13 protein-coding genes are annotated in these 18414 nt (G+C 58.4%); 7 read left to right on the forward strand and 6 right to left on the reverse strand.

Translation table 11 applies throughout. The annotated features are described in order from the left end of the window. The first annotated feature begins 155 nt into the window (after nucleotides 1-155). Nucleotides 156-1295: an acyltransferase gene (locus tag CK226_RS06265; protein WP_095791339.1), complete on the forward strand. Its 1140-nt coding sequence runs from the start codon at nucleotides 156-158 to the stop codon at nucleotides 1293-1295. Nucleotides 1296-1621: 326 nt separating this feature from the next. Beyond that, nucleotides 1622-3448 carry a rhamnan synthesis F family protein gene (locus CK226_RS06270; RefSeq protein ID WP_095786574.1) on the forward strand — a complete coding sequence of 609 codons (1827 nt, stop codon included), beginning with the start codon at nucleotides 1622-1624 and terminating at the stop codon, nucleotides 3446-3448. Between the two features lie 98 nt (nucleotides 3449-3546). On the opposite strand, the gene CK226_RS06275 is transcribed toward CK226_RS06270, so the two are convergent. The 3 genes from CK226_RS06275 to CK226_RS06285 form a co-directional block, all read right to left on the reverse strand. Continuing rightward, nucleotides 3547-4725 (reverse strand): sulfotransferase family protein, encoded by a 1179-nt coding sequence (locus tag CK226_RS06275; protein ID WP_245437671.1) that lies wholly within the window; start codon nucleotides 4723-4725, stop codon nucleotides 3547-3549. Nucleotides 4726-5111: 386 nt separating this feature from the next. Next, entirely contained in the window at nucleotides 5112-5813 is a 702-nt protein-coding gene (locus CK226_RS06280; protein WP_095770837.1) for an ATP-binding cassette domain-containing protein, read from the reverse strand. 5 nt (nucleotides 5814-5818) lie between these two features. Further along, nucleotides 5819-6610 carry an ABC transporter permease gene (locus CK226_RS06285; RefSeq protein WP_095770836.1) on the reverse strand — a complete coding sequence of 264 codons (792 nt, stop codon included), beginning with the start codon at nucleotides 6608-6610 and terminating at the stop codon, nucleotides 5819-5821. A gap of 497 nt (nucleotides 6611-7107) precedes the next feature. Here CK226_RS06285 and CK226_RS06290 point away from each other — a divergent pair, with 497 nt between their 5' ends. Further along, on the forward strand, nucleotides 7108-8040 hold the full coding sequence (locus CK226_RS06290) for a glycosyltransferase family 2 protein (RefSeq protein WP_095791341.1): 933 nt from the start codon (nucleotides 7108-7110) through the stop codon (nucleotides 8038-8040). 185 nt (nucleotides 8041-8225) lie between these two features. Here CK226_RS06290 and CK226_RS06295 read toward each other — a convergent pair whose 3' ends face one another. After that, nucleotides 8226-9677, reverse strand: a complete 1452-nt coding sequence (locus CK226_RS06295; RefSeq protein ID WP_095791342.1) for a phosphomannomutase — start codon at nucleotides 9675-9677, stop codon at nucleotides 8226-8228. Between the two features lie 397 nt (nucleotides 9678-10074). Between CK226_RS06295 and CK226_RS06300 the strand changes: the two genes are divergently transcribed. Both CK226_RS06300 and CK226_RS06305 read left to right on the forward strand, forming a co-directional pair. Further along, complete coding sequence (locus CK226_RS06300) at nucleotides 10075-12063, forward strand: nucleoside-diphosphate sugar epimerase/dehydratase (RefSeq protein WP_095791343.1); 1989 nt, start codon at nucleotides 10075-10077, stop codon at nucleotides 12061-12063. 160 nt (nucleotides 12064-12223) lie between these two features. Further along, the gene (locus CK226_RS06305; RefSeq protein WP_095791344.1) at nucleotides 12224-12763 is read left to right on the forward strand and encodes a sugar transferase; all 540 of its coding nucleotides are present in this window, start codon (nucleotides 12224-12226) and stop codon (nucleotides 12761-12763) included. Here the strand turns inward: CK226_RS06305 and CK226_RS06310 are convergent. Beyond that, complete coding sequence (locus CK226_RS06310; RefSeq protein WP_095791345.1) at nucleotides 12751-13704, reverse strand: SDR family oxidoreductase; 954 nt, start codon at nucleotides 13702-13704, stop codon at nucleotides 12751-12753. The two genes, CK226_RS06305 and CK226_RS06310, sit on opposite strands and share 13 nt — an antisense overlap. Continuing rightward, nucleotides 13701-15074 carry an O-antigen ligase gene (locus tag CK226_RS06315; RefSeq protein WP_245437672.1) on the reverse strand — a complete coding sequence of 458 codons (1374 nt, stop codon included), beginning with the start codon at nucleotides 15072-15074 and terminating at the stop codon, nucleotides 13701-13703. Before CK226_RS06315 ends, CK226_RS06310 begins: the two co-directional genes overlap by 4 nt. A gap of 491 nt (nucleotides 15075-15565) precedes the next feature. On the opposite strand from CK226_RS06315, the gene cysD reads away from it, so the two are divergent. After that, nucleotides 15566-16471, forward strand: a complete 906-nt coding sequence (gene cysD / locus CK226_RS06320; protein ID WP_095791346.1) for a sulfate adenylyltransferase subunit CysD — start codon at nucleotides 15566-15568, stop codon at nucleotides 16469-16471. A gap of 2 nt (nucleotides 16472-16473) precedes the next feature. After that, nucleotides 16474-18411 carry a sulfate adenylyltransferase subunit CysN gene (gene cysN, locus CK226_RS06325; RefSeq protein WP_179300975.1) on the forward strand — a complete coding sequence of 646 codons (1938 nt, stop codon included), beginning with the start codon at nucleotides 16474-16476 and terminating at the stop codon, nucleotides 18409-18411. Nucleotides 18412-18414: the final 3 nt, after the last annotated feature.

Here is an 18414-nt window from a genome sequence, read left to right on the forward strand (position 1 = left end):
GCTGCCAATCTGCTGCTAATCATAGCCCCCGCAGGGTCGATGGTGGTGCCAGCCTAAAGGTGGCGCCGTGCCGGAATGATGCCCTTTCAAAGCCGACAGGTTGCGTAACCGCGGTGTTCGAAGTAGGTGCTGCTAGAATTCCGTGAGGTACCAAATTGGCCGGCAGCTACAACGCAAGTCTGAACCGAGTGCCCTTCTTGGATGCCTTGCGTGGGCTGGCGGCCATTTGGGTCGTCGTTGTGCACGTGGCGATGCTTCCATCTCCGCGTCTTCCAGTTGCACCGTTTCTCGATCTGTTCGTCGTAAACGGCACCATGGGGGTGGATCTGTTTTTCGTGGTGAGTGCGTTTTCACTCTGCCTCAGCATGCCGGTTCATGATCGGGAAGTTCGCCCGATATTAGGGTTCGCACTGCGGAGATTTTTCAGGATAGCTCCGCTATTTTACCTAATTATCCTGGTCATGTGCATTCACAATTTCAGCGGTGTAAAGATCGATGGAAAATCGATCCTGTTGAATATGACATTTCTGTTTAATCTGGTTCCAGGTTACCAGACGTCCATCGTTCCGGCGGGTTGGACGGTTGGCGTGGAAATGGTATTTTACATGATATTCCCCTTTTTGTATCGATTTTCTAAAGGTGTAATTCTGTCGGTTTCGGTATTTTTTGCCTCTATATGCATAGCTGCCCTTTTCTTTATGAATATAAATTTATTTGTTGCTGATCCATTCAATTACTACCTGTATTCAATTCTTTATCGAGCTCCGATTTTTACCTTCGGCCTTATCGCTTTCTATTTGTTGCCGATATTGGAAAAGCATCCGGAAGGAAAGCGGATAGGTTTGGCTCTTCTGACGTTTGTGCCTGTGATGTTTTTTGCCATCACGGCAAATAAGGTTGCGATATTCGACAAATATTATTGGGAAGGGGTGATGTTTGGTGCGTTGGTGGTCGGGCTCGGCCTTCTCCCCGTTGCCGTGATCGTCAATCCTGTTTCGGCGTGGCTGGGGAGAATCAGTTACTCGGTCTATCTGCTTCACAGCCTTTTTATCGTCGTGCTCATTCCGACCATGAGGTCGATCCAGGGGATGGTCGAGAGTCCAACGATTGCTTTCATGCTCAGCCTGACGCTGACTCTAGCCTTGGTGATCCCGTCTGCCTTCCTGCTCAATTATTTCGTTGAAGATCCAGTCAACAAATGGGGCAAGCGCTTTTCGTCTCGGGTCGCCGGCCGCAAAAACGTCGGCGCGCTTGCGACGGGGGAACCGGTTCTCGCTGAGTCTTCAATGGGTTAGGCCGCTTGTTCATTCCCAAGGCTTCTTTCGGGGTAACTCTGGTTACCTTCTGCATGGCCAATGTGAGGGGTCAGTTGGCACGCCGCATGTCGGCACGGAACAGGATCGCGTCCCTCCGGCCTTTTTTATCGGCATCGAATGGTCTAATGCGTGCACCTGATGTGCTCTGCAGGATAGTGCCGATATCACGGACTTTGACGAGACGACCCGGAGACATCATCCCTCGATGACGTCTGGGTGGCAGGATGCGGCCAACGTCTCTTTCGATCCCGTATCGGGGCGCGCGCCAATTTTAAGTTCCATATGCACCAGAGAGAGATAGGCCGATGAGGCGCCTGGCAATCGCATTTTATTACGATCAAGATGGCAAGATAGATGAGTATTATTTTCACCTGATCGCATCGATAAAGCCTTTTGTTGAAAAACTGCTGGTGGTTTGCAACGGTCCGGTGGACGAAGCGGCCGAATCTCGCCTTTCCGAGGCCGCCGCCGACGTCCTGGTCAGGGAAAACAAGGGGTTCGATGTCTGGGCCTATCGGGCTGCCCTCGAACATATCGGGTGGGATGAACTTTCACACTTCGACGAGATATTGTTTTTCAACCACACTTTCTACGGGCCGATTTTCCCCTTCTCGGAAATGTTCTCGGAGATGGACCGGCGTCACTGCGACTTTTGGGGAATCTCCGCCCACAGGGCGTTAAGACCCCATCCGATCGACGTCACAAAATCCGAACTGCCTTTCCATCTCAACTCCCATTTCATCGCAGTGCGGCGGTCCTTGCATCAGTCGAAGGCGTTTCGTGACTATTGGACCCGGATGGTGTCCATCAACTCGTATATGGAGTCAGTTGCGAAGCACGAGATGGTGTTCACAGCGCATTTTCAGGCTTTGGGCTACACCTGTTCGGTATTGCTCGATCCGGAGCGATACAAGACGCCATACCCGGTTTTCATGGAGCCGGACAAAACGCTGGAGGACCGGAGCCCGATCCTGAAGCGTCGCCTCTTCTTTCATGACCCGCTGTTTCTCGAGCGCGAGGCGATCAATCTGCCGCGAGCCTTGGAGATAATCGAAGAGCGATCGGACTACGATTTGTCGCTGATATGGAGAAGCGTCGGTCGCCTGGGCCCACCCCGAACGCTCAATAGCAACGCCGCGCTGCTCTCCGTCCTGCCAGATGTGCATATTGGTGCTCGAAGAACCCGGTTTCGGGTAGCTGTTCTTGCCCATGTCTATCACGCCGACATGATCGATGAGATTCTGGGCTACACCGAAAACATCCCGAAGGGTTATGACCTCATCATTACGACCGACAATACCAACAAGCAGGCGTTGATCCAGCAGGCAATCACCAAAGCACCGAACTGCAGAAAGGCCGTGGTTCTGGTCGTCCAGTCGAATGACGGCCGGGATACTTCAGCCCTTCTCATCGGGTGCCGTGACTATGTGCTCGAGGACCGCTACGATTTGATATGCCGGATACATTCCAAGCGATCTTCCCAAGACGGCACAAAGGGAGATTTGTTCAAGCTTCACATGTTCGAGAACCTTCTCCACAGCCCTGATTATGTTCTAAATTTGCTTGATCTTTTCGCCAAGAACCCCGCACTTGGTCTCGTTATTCCTCCGATCATCCATATTGGATATCCGACCATGGGAAACTCATGGTTCGGCAACAAGCCCAATGTTGCAAAATTGGCCAAAAAACTGGGTCTGAATGCCCATCTGGATCACAGTACACCTGTCGCGCCTTACGGTGGGATGTACTGGTTTCGCCCTGCAGCTCTAAGGAAGCTTTTCGAAGAAGAGTGGGGCTGGAACGATTTTGCCAATATGGATTATCGGGATGGGAGTTTGGTCCATGCCATAGAGCGGCTCATAGCCTATGTCGCAATCGACGCCGGCTATAGCTTCCGGCACGTGATGACCACAAGGAATGCTGCTCACAACTACGTAATGTTGGAAACCAAATTGATATCATTGCTGGAGAATGCATCGCCGGCGGAATTCGGAAACCTCGGCGTGAAAAGATCCTTTCACGGCCTCCTCTTCTCGATCAAGAGGTCGATCGTGTTCAGATCGCCACTAGCGTTCAGGATTCTCAGGCCACTCTATCGCGGCCTGCGAAGAATAATCGCGTTTGGGGATTAGCCAGATGGCGATGCAACAAACAGAGCACTCTCACGTGGGCAAGTCGCTCGTGAGGGCGCCAACTGCCTCTCGCCGCGCGTTTGCTGTCCGCGCATGCATCAGCCACGGGCGAACAAGCGACGTATCAGCCGCAAAGGTGCGGTCAGCCGCCAACTGCGCGACGTGAGCAGCGCGTCGCGCTCATTGGCGATGCAGTTCATGTCCCGTAGGAGCGCATCGCGTTCGGCGATTAAGCTAGCTTGGGCATCTACGAGGGCATCCCGTTCAGCGATTGAGCTGGCTTGGGTATCTACGAGGGCATCCCGTTCAGCGATTAAGCTCGCTTGGGTATTTACGAGCGCATCCCGTTCAGCGATCAGAGTGTCGCGAAATCCGACGAGGGCATCACGTTCGTCAGCCAAGCCGCGGACTTGAACGGATTGCTGTTCCAAGAAGCTCGCAAGCTTCGAATTCTCTTGACGGACCCACTTTATCTCGGTGCTGCGCGCGCCAAGCTCACCATGCAATTGCGCAACCGCCAATTCCTCCGTCGCCATGGCCGCCGAAAATGTTTCGCAGGCTTCGTCGAATCTCGTCCGCATCATATCCAGCTGAGCAAGCAAGCCATCGTCTTCATCGCCGGCGGCGATTGCGGTCAGAATTTGATAGCTCTCACGGACCAGCGCCGTAACATCCGGATGATTACGCACATCTTCCAGCGTGGACCTTTCATGATAGAGGTCTGTCGTCAGAAACTGTTCGATCTTGACGTCCGAGTGGTCGGGCTGAGCTGGCCAGGCGACACCGGTTTTTTCAGCTGCGCGGTCCATATGCTTTCGCCAGTCGGCTAGGAACCCTTCATATGACAGAATATATCGCGGCATGTGTCGTGAATGATATTCAGCTTCGAGCACATGCCTGAGCCACAACAGCAGGGACGCTGGCAGCGCTAAATTATGTCGCCGGCGCAGCGAATATGCGACCTCAAGAGGATTGCGTACGGGCAGAAGGGCGACAGGGCTGACATTCATTTCGTCCAAGATCGACGACATGAACGGAACAAATCTGCATGTCCGTGGGTCTTTGATAACGATCAACGGTTCGTCGCCGAACTCATCGATGAGCAGCTGTTTTATTTTCTGGCGACACGGTTCTGTTGCCTTTGAGTTCATCCTTTGCTGATCGAGTTGACGCCAGTCAAGCCAGGACGAGCCTGCCGATGCGAGCAGTTCGTCGTGGGCAAGGGCAAGGGGCGCACTCTCGAAGAATCCGCGCGGATTGGCCGCGTGCGACGGCATCGGGGTCTTCGGGCCGGCTGCTCCCAATGCATTGATTACGCCCCCAAGCGCCGAGGTTCCGCTCCTGTGCATTCCCAGGATTAAGATGGCTTGACGCCTCGGTGCCTGTGGCAATCCGGCTGTTGGGGTTATCAAATTGAGGTGCTTTTCGGTCCGGTTGGTCAACTTTCAGTACGCTTAGACCAGCCTCTATCAAAACGTCAATCTATGAAGATCGCGACGGACGCAACTCTTGGTCGGGTTGCGGGGCTGACAGGGCGGGCCGATTTCTGTCGTTCGGCCGCGACTTCGCGAGTGGTTTTGGACCGTTGACGGCCTGCGGAAAAGGATGATGCTACGACTATCGAGCCCTTGCTCGATCTCGATATCGAATATCGCGAGACGCTTTAAGCCAGCGACTCCACCCGGCCACCTCTAAGTGTGAGTTTCTTCGTGCAAACGCGCTGGATGAGCGCATCGTCGTGGCTGGCCAGCACGATGATGCCGGCCTTTTCCGCCAGTTCGTCCATGCGTCGTTTGGCTTTTTCCTGGAACGACGCGTCGCCGGCGCCAATCCATTCATCCATTAGCAGAATTTCAGGCTCGAGAGTGGTCGCTGCTGCAAACGCCAAACGTGCCGCCATGCCTTGGCTGTACGCCTTGAACGGCAGGTCGATGAAGTCGCCCAGTTCGCTGAAATCGATTATTTCTTCCATCTTCTCTTCGATCTCGGCCGCCGTCCAACCGCTGATCAACCCTCTCAGCACGATGTTTCTGCGCCCGGTGGCCTCGGGACGAAACCCTATGTGGATGTTGAACAGGGCATCGACCTTGCCTGCGATCGATATCGTGCCACCCGATGGCTGGTAGATTCCGTATAGAACCTTGAGCAGGGTGGTCTTGCCGGCGCCATTCGGGCCGACAAGCCCTAACCGGTCGCCCGCCTTGAGCTCGAAGCTGACACCGTCGAGCGCCTGCACGACCTGTTTGGTGCCCGACTTGGCTATATTGCCGCCGAGAGCGCTCCGACGCCGGCCGGGCGCCGAAAGCGTCAACTTTTCAAACAGGCGATAGACGAGGCTGACATTGTTCAGGGTGATGGAGGTCATGGAACTCAGATCAGGAAAACGATGCGCTTGCGATAAAGGCCCAGCAGCAGCAGCGCAATAGCCCAGAGGCCGAGGCAGAAATAACCTGTCACCGCCAAGGAATGCCCCGGAAATATGCCCGCCGTGATCGGCTCGCGCACGCCCTCCAGGAAATAGGTGAACGGGTTCCAATGATAGGCATATTCTTGAACGCCCTCTTGCCCACTATAGACCCAGAAGACCGGCGTGAAGAACATGCCCACCCGCATCAGGTTGCCGACGATGAATTCGCTGTCGGGAAAGAATGCGCCCAGGAACGCAAAAACCACCACAAATGCAGGGGTTGCCAGGATGAGGAGCAACAATCCCAACAAGGACAGCAGCCAGTTCGTGTTGATGCCGTAACCGCTCAAAAGCAGAATGAGAACGCAACCCGCCAGCGAATAACCAGCCCGAATGATGCATTGCATCGTCAATCGCATCACATACACGAACAACGGCAGCGTCGTGCCCTGAATGAAGCTCGCTTCGCGCTGGAAGAGAGACACGCTCATGGTGATGGTCTCGGTAAGATAGAACCACACCAGCATGCCGATGGCCACATAGGCTATATAGCTGGGGTTGCTTGCGTCCTTGGTCACGAAAACAAAGGCAAATGTGCCGACGAAAGCGAAATAGTTGACCAGCATCCAAAGCGGGCCGAGCGTCGTGCGTCTGTGCTGGTCGCCGATGTCCTCATGGGCAAGCGCGATCCAGACCCGGTGTAATCTCATGGCTTTTGAGATGTCGTCAAAAGCGCCGTTTAGTGCCGCAATCATAGCTGGGAGTATCGCAATCCGTTGTTCTGGCGCATTGTCCTTCGCTGGCCATGGCGAACCACCACACCCATCTCTAATAGCCATTTCGACAGGCATATGGCAACGCATTGCGTCGTAACGAGGTCAAGAGCAGAGTCAACTGCGGCAAAACTGGACACGGGCTGATGCCATGCGGCTTTCTTCGTTAGCCGAGACTAATGTCAGGCTCGCGGCAATCTCCCAAGGATGATGCGCCACGCTTCTCTATTGACCGTCGGCTCTTCCCGAAAAAACCTCTGGCTATGACTTCGAGCCCACAGTATGCGATACAACGCGACGGGCCGGAAATCGCCCTTTGAGGAAAGAACGGCCATGAGCGATTTTCGTGTTCGCACTGTGCTGGTGTTCACGTCCACGAACCTGGAGCTGGTGCCATCCGATGAAGCTGGAATCTGTATTCGGACTTCGGCCACAGATGCACCTCGCCTTCATGAACTCAAGTAAGGTGTTCGACATTCGTGGATAGGGCAGATCTGCGCATAGCGGTGCTGATGGGCACGAAAGACGGCGCCGCGTTCATTGATGAGCAGTTGCAATCCCTGCTCGCACAGTCGCATCCGCTCATCGACCTCTGGATCTCCGACGATGGCTCCGTCGACGGCACGGTTCCCATCATCGAAGCCTGGAAGTCCCGCTGGACAAAGGGTCGAGTGACGTTGGTCGAGGGGCCGCACCGAGGGTTCGCGGCCAATTTCCGTTCGATGATACTCGACCGGCGTATCGATGCCGACTTCTATGCCTTCAGCGATCAGGACGATGTCTGGGAGCCGGACAGGCTGGAAAGTGCCATCCAATGGATGCAGGCGTTCGGCGCGGAAACGCCGTTGATGTTCTGCTCGCGAACCGCGACCATGACCGAAACGGGAAGCCTTGTCGGCCAGTCGCCATTGTTTCGGCGGCCGCCGTCCTTCCGCAACGCGCTCGTGCAAAGCATCGCCGGCGGCAACACCATCCTGCTCAACTGTGCGGCACGCGATCTGTTGGCAAGGGCTTCGGCACGCACGGGCTTCGTCAGCCACGACTGGTGGGCCTATCTGATTGTCACCGGCGCCGGCGGCGTTGTCCACTACGACCCGCGGCCGCTGGTGCACTACCGGCAGCACGCGGCGAACCTTGTCGGTGCCAACGTGTCATGGCGGGCAAGAGTCTCGCGGCTTGGGCGCCTGTTCAAGGGCGAGTTTGCCGACTGGACCGATGTCAACCTTGCCGGCCTGGCGGTCAATCGCGACCTCCTTACGCCGGATGCCGCGGCGTGCCTCGACCTGTTCGCAAGCGGTCGGCAGGGCAGTCTTTTCCAGCGTTTGCGCACTCTGCCCGCAAGCGGTGTCTATCGGCAGACCCTTGCCGGGACCTTGGGGCTCTATCTCGCATTCATCCTGGGTCGCATCTGAAATCGAATTGCTTCAAGGCGCGTGGTCGAGCGGTGCCTCCGTGCTCTATCGGCTGAGCGCTTCTTCGCCGGCACAATTTGACGGCGATACGTCGGGGAGTTCCCGCATGAGGCCAGCGAACGCAGTGACCCGTCGGAAGGGGGCTTGCGCCAGTGCGATAACCATCTTCATGAGACGGCCGCTGTTCAATCCGCGGACGTGATCGCCCGCGCCCTTTCAAGCGTCAATGCCACGATCGCGGCCGCTCTGTCCGCGTTTGCAGCCTCCGAATAGCAGCGAAGTTCAGGTGCGTTGCCGGAGGGCCGCAAATGGATGATCTCACCAGTTTGCATTCGCATCCTGAAGCCGTCGGTCTCGTCGACTTCGGCAACGGTCCCGAAAGGCGCCAGGAATTGCTGCAACGCATCCCGATCCGCGAGGCGGTGCATCAGGCTGTGCGAGCTTTCCACCGGGAAGTTTTCAAGTCGCTCGCTTGCGCAAACCGGAAGCTTCCAAACCGCGCGCAGCTGCGACAGCGTTTTTCCTGTCGATGCAACCAGACCCAGGACGGCGAGGATCGGGAGTAGGGAATCCCGTGTCGGCAATGCCGCCAGTGTCTTTCCGCGCAGGGAACAATCCGATCCCAGGAGAACGCCGCCATTGGCCTCGAAGCCGACGACGATGCGGCCGGCATGGTATGATGCTTCCATCCCTTCGATGACAAAGGGAGATCCGACTTTCGTTCTCACGACCTCGAAACCGAAAGCTTTCGAAATGCCCGAATTGGAAGTCACCGGCGTCACGACGACGTCTGCCCGCAAGAACAAGGCGGTGGCGAGGCCGATCAGGTCGCCGCGAAAAAGATCGCCATTCTCGTCGGCGATAAGCGGACGATCGGCATCGGCATCTGTCGACACGATGGCATCGAGGTTGAATTCCCCAGCCCAACGTTTGAATTTGGCAAGTGTGGTCGGGCTGACGGCTTCGGTGTCAACGGGCACAAAGGTACCGGATTTCCCGACAGGCGTCACATGAGCGCCAAGGGATTGGAGAATCTCGACCAGCAGATCCGCCGCCACCGAGCTGTGCTGATAAACGCCGACCCTCATGCCGGAAAGGGAATTGGGCTGCAATATGATCTCGGCGCGCGCGCGATAGGCGGCGATCGCCTGATCATGGCGTGTTGGCAAGGCCGTTCCTGGCGGAGGCGGAGGGCGATAGGCTCCCGATCTTCCAGCGGCGTATTGTGCCATGGCGGCTTCATCCGCCTTGCTGATCTCGCCGTGCGGGCCGTAAAATTTGATACCGTTGCGGTCAGCGGGAATATGCGAACCCGTCACCATAAGTGCCGCTGCGCCATGCTGCTGGCCGTACAGCGCCAAAGCCGGTGTTGGAATGGCGCCGCAATCGACCGGTTGAAGCCCGCTTGCCGCCAGGGCTGCCATGCAGTTGGCGGCAATGGTGGGGCTGCTGTCGCGTAAGTCACGACCCACCAGCACCATGGCATTCGGCTGAATCCCGCCGGCAGCCACGCGCCAGGCGAAAGCCTCAGTATAAAGCCCACTCGGGTTCCCGACCAATTCCGAAGCCAGGCCTCTGAGGCCACTCGATCCAAATTTCATCACTTCGCTTTGGCTGATGAGAGGGAAGGCTGTCATATCGAGGTAGGTTCCCCTGTTAACCGAAAAGCGCTTCGCCGCCCACCAGAGGTTTTCCCCGAGATCTTGAAAAATAGTGCGTCGCGATGAACGAACGGGTAACGGCAGCGCTGTGGAAAGTGCGTCAGACGCCAGCCAATCGCACCGCCTGACCTGCTCCTGGCAACAGCGTGAACCTTAAACCTCTCCGCCGGTTGCGCGATATCTGGTCGGCACTTGATCGCAATCGAACTGTCTGTGAAAAAATCTCTGGCGATGACCTCACGTCCACGCTATGCGGTAGCGATGGCGGGGGCCGAGGATTTGACGCTGAGAACAGGTGGCCGGTGACGGATGGTGTTCGATCTGACGCCGCATTAGTGTTGAAGTTCTCACGCCTGGAGTTCAATACTCGCCAATGACTTCCTTTGCAGAAGCCGTGTTCGGATTTCGACCGAAGATACGGCGCGTCATCATCATGGTCCAGGACCTGCTCATGGTCCTGGTTGCGGTGGCGCTTAGTCTCGTCCTCTCCCGGTCAGACCTTTCGTTCGATGCATTCTCCTACCAAGGCCTGGTCGCCTGGGCCGGGATCGTTCTCATCAGCCACCTGCTGTTCAGATATTGTGGTCTCTACACCACGATCTGGCGCTTTGCCTCGACCCCGGACTTTTTCAACATTCTGAAGAGCTGTGCGATTCTGACGGTCGTGCTTTATGCTGTTTCGCGGATGTTTCGTCTCATCCAGCCCGTGGCTGGCCTCAACGAACGCCAATTCATCGTCTTTTTCCTCGTTTCCTTCACCATCATATCGGCGCCGAGGCTGTTCTACCGATTTCTTCGCGACGGCGCGAGCTGGGGCATCCTCACCCTCAGGGTCGATAAGGTGCAGGCCAGGCGGGCGCTGTTCGTCGGTCGGCTTGGTGAGGCCGACCTGATCATTCGCTTCACGCGCACGGCAGAGCCGACCGACTATTCCATTGCCGGCATCATGGCGACCGAGCGCGGCGCACCGTTGGGCACACGGATTCAAGGTGTTCCCGTGGTGGCGTCCCGGCCACGCCTGATCGATGTCCTGGAGGACTACGCCGCCGGCACCAGGAGCATCGACCTGCTTATTTTCGGCAGCGGCGTCGAGCATGAGATCGAGGAATATTCCGAGCTTGTGCGTGTCGCCCGGCATGGCGGCATAACCGTCTTGCAGTTCTCGAGCCTTTCGCAGCTTGGGCAGGAGGGAAAGATCGTTCTCGACGAAGTCGAGATGGAAACGATCCTGCGCCGCCCGACCGTGCCATCCGATATCGCGCGTATTGGCGCCTTCGTCGGCGGCAAGCGCGTCCTGGTGACGGGAGGCGCCGGATCTATCGGCCGCACGCTGGTCAAGCGGTCGCTGGAGCTGGGAGCAGGGGCGGTGCTGGTCGCCGACAATTCCGAGTTCGGCATCTTCCAGTTGAGCCAGTATGTCGACGAAAAGCACCATGATCGCCTGAAGGTGCGCATTGTCGATGTCGCGGACCGGCGTCAGATGACTCGTGTCGTCACGGAATTCAAACCGGACATCATCTTTCATGCCGCGGCGCTGAAGCACGTTCCGCTGCTCGAGGAGAACTGGGAATCGGCTATCCAGACCAATGTTTTCGGTACGCTTGTCTGCGCTGAGGTTGCCGCCAAATGCGGTGTTCCGCAGTTCCTGCTCATATCGAGCGACAAGGCCGTGGATCCGACCTCGGTGCTTGGCATCACAAAGAGAGCCGCCGAGCAACTCGTCAGTTCCTTGCACGAAAGCCACGCAATCGCGCCGGACGGGCGCCGTACGGGCACCAAATTCATAGCCGTGCGGTTCGGCAACGTGTTTGGCTCCAATGGTTCGGTGGCGACCATCTTCCAGGCACAGATCGAAGCCGGCGGCCCGGTCACGATTACCGATCGACGCATGACCCGCTATTTCATGACGGTGGCGGAAGCCGTCGATCTCGTCATCATGGCGGCCGCCGACGCCCAGTCGCGTAACGGCAAGGACGACTATGCCATCTATATGCTGGACATGGGCAAACCCGTGCCGATTCTCGAGGTCGCGGAGACCATGATCCGCATGGCCGGCAAGACGCCCTATGCGGATATCCCGATCCGCTTCACCGGCATCAGGCCCGGCGAGAAGCTGCATGAGACGCTACAGGGCGCCAACGAAGAGATCATCATGCTCGACATCGCCAAGATCTTCGGTCTCAGGACCGATGTGGTGGCGTGGCCTACGGTTCAGGCTGCGCTGGCCGCGTTGCAGGCGGCAATGAAGAGCCAGGACAAGGCTTCCGCCCTTGCCGTGTTGGCGCAACTCCATCTGCCGGAGACGCCGGCGCCCGACACGCAGCAGGAAACTGGCCCGAGAAGGGTCGGGCAAGCAGGTTAGATACGTTGCGGCTGACGGTTGAATGGCGGGATTTTGCCTGGATATCGATTCCGCGGCCGGCGGTGTCGGAGCAATTTCCGCCGGGAAAGCGCTCCTGGCCTTTGCCGGGAAAACCGTTTCACACTCTTCCTGGAATGGCGCTAGCGATGAGGGGACGGCCGTGAAGGGACTGAAACGTGCCTTCGATCTCGTCGCGGCGGTCTTGCTGTTGTTGGTGACATCCCCTGTTCTATTGCTCTGCATGCTTGCGGTGCGGGCATCGTCGCCCGGTCCGGTGATTTTTTCCCAGACGCGGGTCGGCCGCGATGGTGTGTTGTTTCGCTGCCACAAATTGCGGACGATGTATCAGGGCACGCCGTCCTTGCCCTCGCACGAGGCGCCAGCAAATGCCGTGACCGCGGTCGGAAGGACCTTGCGGAAGTTCAAGCTCGATGAGCTGCCGCAATTCTGGAATGTTCTTCGGGGCGAGATGAGCCTGGTCGGGCCGCGCCCTTGCCTGCCGACACAGACGGAACTGATCGAGCGTCGCCGGCAGCTGGGGGTTTTGGCGGCACGTCCGGGCATTACCGGCATGGCCCAGATCAGGGGCATCGACATGTCCAACCCGCGGCTTCTGGCCGAAACGGATGCCGCCTATCTCAGGAGGGCGTCGTTCTGGCTCGACCTTCGCATCCTGTTTGGAACGCTCTATCGCAACTGAGGCGATTGAGCGTCTCCGAGCCGCGCTATTTCGGCCAACCGCTCCAGCGTCCCGGTCTCCGGCAGCCAGCCTTCGGATACGAGCAGGGAAGGGTCGCATATCTGTGTCGCGGTCAGACTGTCCCAGGACGCCCGCTTGCCCAACAGGATCGCGGCCGCCCGCAACGGCCTGGCCGGCACGTCCACAAGGCGCCTCGGCCGTCCGAAACCGTCGCGAAAGGCGCCGACAATGTCGGCGATCGAAACCGGCGGCACATCGCTGGCGACATAGATCGATCGCAGCCGCCCCGAAAGGCTGAGCAGATGCCATACCGCACCTGCCGTCGATTGCGATGACAGCAGCGAGCGGGTTCCCGTCAGGGCACCTGTCGGCAGCGGCAGGCCCGTATCGGCCAGGCGCATCAGCGCCGCCAGGTTTCCTTTCATGCCGGCTCCGTAGACTGGCGGCAGCCGCAGCACGGTGGCGTCGGAACGGCCATGCGACGCATAGGCATCCAGCACCCTGATCTCTGCTTCGCGCTTCGAGCGCCCATAGGCGCATTGCGGATCGGGAATCGTGTCCTCGTCGATCGTTGCACTGACGCGCGCGCCGATCACGGCCCGGATCGAGGAGAGCTGGATGAACCGTCCGCTTGCCTGTTCGGCCGCCGCCTGCGCCAGCCTTGCGCTCAATTCCGCATTGGCCGCCCGAAAATCGGCTTCGGCGGCGTTGCCTTCATCATTGTTCAGACCCGCGCAATGAACGACATCGGTAACACCCCCGGCAAGCGCCAGGAAGGCAGCCGTCGGCGCATCGACATCGGGCATCTGCATGGCCTCATGCCCCCGACCAAGCCTCTCCGGGTAGCGGGACGCGAGGCGAAGCTCGGCGCCCGCCTCATGAAGCCGATGCACCACTCGACGGCCGATGAAGCCTGTCGCGCCTGTGACCAGGACTTTCATTGGTCTTGCCCTAAACCGCTATTGCGTGAATCGAAGCGCCCGATCTTCATCCCTGGACGAAGGGCGTCTTCCGTCACCGGCGGAAGCACTCGCTCTTGCGTCTCGGGCGGAAACGCCTGGTCTTGCGGCAACGGAGCCTGGCGGCCCGAGGCGAGATACGTTCCCGACACCAGGAAGACCATCAGCACCGAGTCCAGAATGTCGTGGCCAATCAGGATGCCTGTCATCCCGGACGTGAGATAGGTGATCACCACGATGACAATCATGGTAGCGCCAAAACGCTCGATCGGATCGGTGCTATTTCGCAAAACCACGGCTGCGTTCCTGGCGGCAACGACGAAGATCGCGGCCAGCGTCAAGGCGCCCAGGAGTCCTGCCTGCACCAGGGCGGTCAGGAAGCCGTTGTGGAAATGATTGAAGCCTGCATCCATCCCGAACTGATCGTGGAAGCCCTGTTTTATCAGGGCCTGGGTGGCACCCACTCCATGTCCGAACAGCGGCATCCCACGAAACGCCTTCAGGCCAATATCCCACACGGCCAATCGCAATCCTGTAGCCGTCGTGTGGTCACCGTTGAGGGCGAGCGCGTCCAAGTCGGAACGCAGAAAGTCGACACGCCCGGATATTGTCTGGAAGCCGACAGCCGCGATGACGGCGCCGGCCGCCAGCAGCAGCACCAGCAGGCGAATGGCGTTCCTTCCCTTGAGCCTGTGCTGGTTGATCAGTAGAACGGCGATACCGGCAATCAGCAGTGCCAGCCAGACAATGCGGGTGCCGGAGTAGATGATGGCGATCGTCCCGCCAAGTGCCGCGCAAATGAGGGCGATCCTGTGTCTCTCTATATCCGACAGGGCGCCGGCCACGCAGACCGCCACGGCAAGGCAGAGGACCTCCGCGAACACAATTGCATTCCCGGCCCCCCCCTCGGCGCGGATACCAAGCCAATGTTGTTGGAAGACCGCCAGAAGCAGCGCGACAAAACAGGTCGCCATGCTGCTCAGCACGATGATACGGACAAGCGTCGTCTTCCGCGTAATGCTCCAGGTCGAATAGGAGATGGGGAAAAACAGGAAGGTGACTAGCGGGATCAGGTGCAATGCGTCCCTGGCGATCGCATGGTTGACGATGGACGCCACCAGATTGGCCGCGCAATAGGCATAGATCGCGATCGTCATCGCCATCATCGCCGGGTCGGTATTGAAGCGCCTTTTCTTGAGGGCGATCAACAGGACGGACGACAGAGCGCCGCCGTTGAATACGAAGCTGACCACCGATCCCAAAACCGGCGGAAAAAAGAAGCAAAGAATGGAGAAGTAGATATTGATCCGCGACGGCGTGAGTTGCTGACTTGCAGACGAAAGCCGGGTCAAGTTTCGGGCTCGCTATTCTCGAGTAGCTCTATGCGGCACATCCTGTTCGGCCGACCGAGTGTGCTCGCGTTGAAATTTGCCCGTGCCTGATGACGCATCTTGCCCGCTTCCGGGGGTTGTATAGCGGCTGGGCTGTCTTTTCGATAGTGCGGTGGAGCTTGTCGTCACCTAAAATCGGCGGCCGGTGCCCGACGATTGGGAATCGGCTCAAGGGGCGTCCGTCAACATGGTCTGCCGAGTAATTTTTTCCTAGCCTTTTCCCGGTTGCAAGCCTTGCGAACAGAAATTTCCGGGTTTTGGCGAAAACATGGAAAAATCATTCCCGAACTGACTGCTGCCGGGCTCGTCTTGCATTGTTTTGCCGTGCGCCGATCTGCTAGAACGCCCGCACGAAACACTTTGTCCAGAAGCGACGCTTGAACCGGGCACAAAAGCTCGATGATTTGACGCAAGGTCTTCTGTCGCAAGGCACGAGAGAACGCTCACAGTCTATGACAATCGCGCTTACGCATCTGCAGCGGCTTGAAGCCGAGTCCATCCACATTTTTCGCGAGGTTGCGGCCGCCTTTGCCAAGCCGGTCATGCTCTATTCGGTCGGCAAGGATTCATCCGTGCTGATGCATCTGGCGATGAAGGCGTTTTATCCCGCCAAGCCGCCTTTCCCGTTCCTGCATGTCGACACGACCTGGAAGTTCCGCGAGATGATCGCTTTCCGCGACCAGATGGCGCAGAGACTGGGCTTCGACCTTTTGGTTCATGTCAATGAAGACGGCGTGCGCGACAACATCAATCCGTTCGACCACGGCTCGAACACCCACACCCATGTCATGAAGACCGTGGCGCTGCGCCAGGCGCTCGACAAGTACGGTTTCGATGCCGCCTTTGGCGGCGCCCGCCGCGACGAGGAAAAGTCGCGCGCCAAGGAGCGCATATTCTCGTTCCGCAATGCCCAACATGTCTGGGATCCGAAGAACCAGCGCCCCGAAATGTGGAAGATCTTCAACACCCGCATCGCATCGGGTGAATCGATCCGCGTCTTCCCGCTGTCGAACTGGACCGAGCTCGATATCTGGCAGTACATCCTGCAGGAGAACATCCCGATCGTGCCGCTCTATTTCGCCAAGGAACGGCCGGTGGTGGAGCGTGACGGGATGCTGATCCTCAAGGACGACGACCGCATGAAACTGCGCCCCGGCGAGACAGTGGAGAACCGCGTGGTGCGGTTCCGCACTTTGGGCTGCTATCCGCTCACCGGCGCCATCGAATCCGATGCCGACACGCTCGAAGCCATCGTCGGCGAGATGCTGACTGCGCGTACATCCGAGCGGCAGGGCCGCCTGATCGACCGTGACGAAGCCGGCTCGATGGAAAAGAAGAAGCGCGAGGGATATTTCTGACCATGCGTCACATCATGGCAAAAAGCCTCGCCCCCACCGACAGCATCCGCGACTACCTGGCAGCGCAGGAGAAGAAGTCGCTGCTGCGCTTCCTGACCTGCGGTTCGGTCGACGACGGCAAGTCGACGCTGATCGGCCGCCTCCTGTCCGACACCAAGCAGATTTTCGAGGATCAGCTTGCGGCGCTCGAACGCGACTCGCGCAAACATGGCACCACGGGCGATGACATCGATTTCGCGCTGCTGGTCGACGGTCTCGAGGCAGAGCGCGAGCAAGGCATCACCATCGACGTCGCCTACCGCTTCTTCGCCACGCCGAAGCGCAAATTCATCGTCGCCGACACGCCCGGCCACGAGCAATACACCCGCAACATGGCGACAGGCGCCTCGACCGCCGATCTGGCGATTGTGCTGATCGACGCAAGGCAAGGGGTGCTGCGTCAGACAAGGCGCCATTCGATCATCGCCTCGCTGCTCGGCATCCGTCACATCGTGCTGGCCGTCAACAAGATCGATCTCGTCGATTTCGACCAGGCGGTCTTCGACCGGATCGTCCAAGACTATGCACAATTCTCGCGCGATCTCGGCTTCCAGACCATCGTGCCGATCCCGATGTCGGCCCGCTACGGCGACAATGTCAGCGGCCGCTCCGACAACATGCTATGGTATTCCGGTCCGACGCTGATCGAGCACCTCGAGATCGTGTCGGTCGAAGAAGCCGCCGTCGAGCAGCCGTTCCGTTTTCCGGTGCAGTACGTCAACCGCCCCAATCTCGATTTCCGCGGCTTTGCCGGCACGATCGCTTCCGGCGCCATCGCGCAAGGCGACGAGGTCGTCGTCGCCAAATCCGGCAAGTCCTCGCATGTCAAACGCATCGTCGCTCATGGCGGCGATCTCAAACAGGCAGTGGCCGGCCAGGCCATCACGCTTGTTCTCGACGACGAGGTCGAAGTCTCCAGGGGCAATATGCTGGTTTCGCCGGCCGCCAGGCCGCAGGTCGCCGATCAATTCGCCGCCAACATCGTCTGGTTTGACGAGCATGCGCTGCTGCCGGGCCGCTCCTATATCCTGCGCACCGAAACCGACCAGACCAGCGCCACCGTCACCGACCTGAAATACCGCATAAACGTCAACGACTTCGCCCATGAGGCGGCCAAGTCGCTTGAAATGAACGAAGTCGGCATCTGCAACATCTCGACACGGGCGCCGATCGCCTTCGATCCCTTCGCCGAAAACCGGACCACCGGCGCCTTCATCCTGATCGACCGCATATCGAACGCCACCGTCGGCGCGGGCATGATCGTGCACTCGCTGCGTCGTGCCGAGAACATCCATTGGCAATCGCTCGATGTCGGCAAGCGCGTGCGCGCCGACATGAAGAACCAGCGCCCTGCTGTGTTCTGGTTCACCGGGCTTTCCGGCTCCGGCAAGTCGACCATCGCCAACCTGTTCGAGAAGAAGCTGTTCGCCACCGGCCGTCACACCTATATTCTGGACGGCGACAATGTCCGTCACGGTCTCAACCGCGATCTCGGCTTCACCGATGCCGACCGCGTCGAGAACATCCGCCGGGTCGCCGAAGTGGCCAAACTAATGGCCGATGCCGGGTTGATCGTGATTGTCTCCTTCATTTCGCCGTTCAGCGCCGAACGGCGCGTGGCGCGCGAGTTGATGGCCGATGGCGAGTTCATCGAGGTGTTTGTCGACACGCCTTTCGAGGAGTGCGCCAGGCGCGATCCGAAGGGCCTTTATGCCCGCGCGCTGAATGGCGAGATCAAGAATTTCACCGGCGTGGATTCACCTTACGAAGCGCCGGAAAACCCGGAGATCCATCTGAAGACGCTCGGCAAATCGGCGGAAGAGATGGTAGATGCCCTGGAACATTGGCTGAATGAGCGCGACATTGCCGAAGACCAATATGAAAGTGGCGGCGGTATCTGACGA

Source organism: Mesorhizobium sp. WSM4311 (genome assembly GCF_002295115.1).
GTDB lineage: Bacteria > Pseudomonadota > Alphaproteobacteria > Rhizobiales > Rhizobiaceae > Mesorhizobium.

What these genes read in the sequence shown, in the direction of transcription:
- CK226_RS06270 (WP_095786574.1), top strand. Translation starts at nt 1,622, where the DNA reads ATGAGGCGCCTGGCAATCGCATTTTATTACGATCAAGATGGCAAGATA.
- CK226_RS06275 (WP_245437671.1), bottom strand. Translation starts at nt 4,725, where the DNA reads ATGCCGTCGCACGCGGCCAATCCGCGCGGATTCTTCGAGAGTGCGCCC.
- CK226_RS06280 (WP_095770837.1), bottom strand. Translation starts at nt 5,813, where the DNA reads ATGACCTCCATCACCCTGAACAATGTCAGCCTCGTCTATCGCCTGTTT.
- CK226_RS06285 (WP_095770836.1), bottom strand. Translation starts at nt 6,610, where the DNA reads ATGATTGCGGCACTAAACGGCGCTTTTGACGACATCTCAAAAGCCATG.
- CK226_RS06295 (WP_095791342.1), bottom strand. Translation starts at nt 9,677, where the DNA reads ATGACAGCCTTCCCTCTCATCAGCCAAAGCGAAGTGATGAAATTTGGA.
- CK226_RS06300 (WP_095791343.1), top strand. Translation starts at nt 10,075, where the DNA reads ATGACTTCCTTTGCAGAAGCCGTGTTCGGATTTCGACCGAAGATACGG.
- CK226_RS06310 (WP_095791345.1), bottom strand. Translation starts at nt 13,704, where the DNA reads ATGAAAGTCCTGGTCACAGGCGCGACAGGCTTCATCGGCCGTCGAGTG.
- cysD (WP_095791346.1), top strand. Translation starts at nt 15,566, where the DNA reads ATGACAATCGCGCTTACGCATCTGCAGCGGCTTGAAGCCGAGTCCATC.
- cysN (WP_179300975.1), top strand. Translation starts at nt 16,474, where the DNA reads ATGCGTCACATCATGGCAAAAAGCCTCGCCCCCACCGACAGCATCCGC.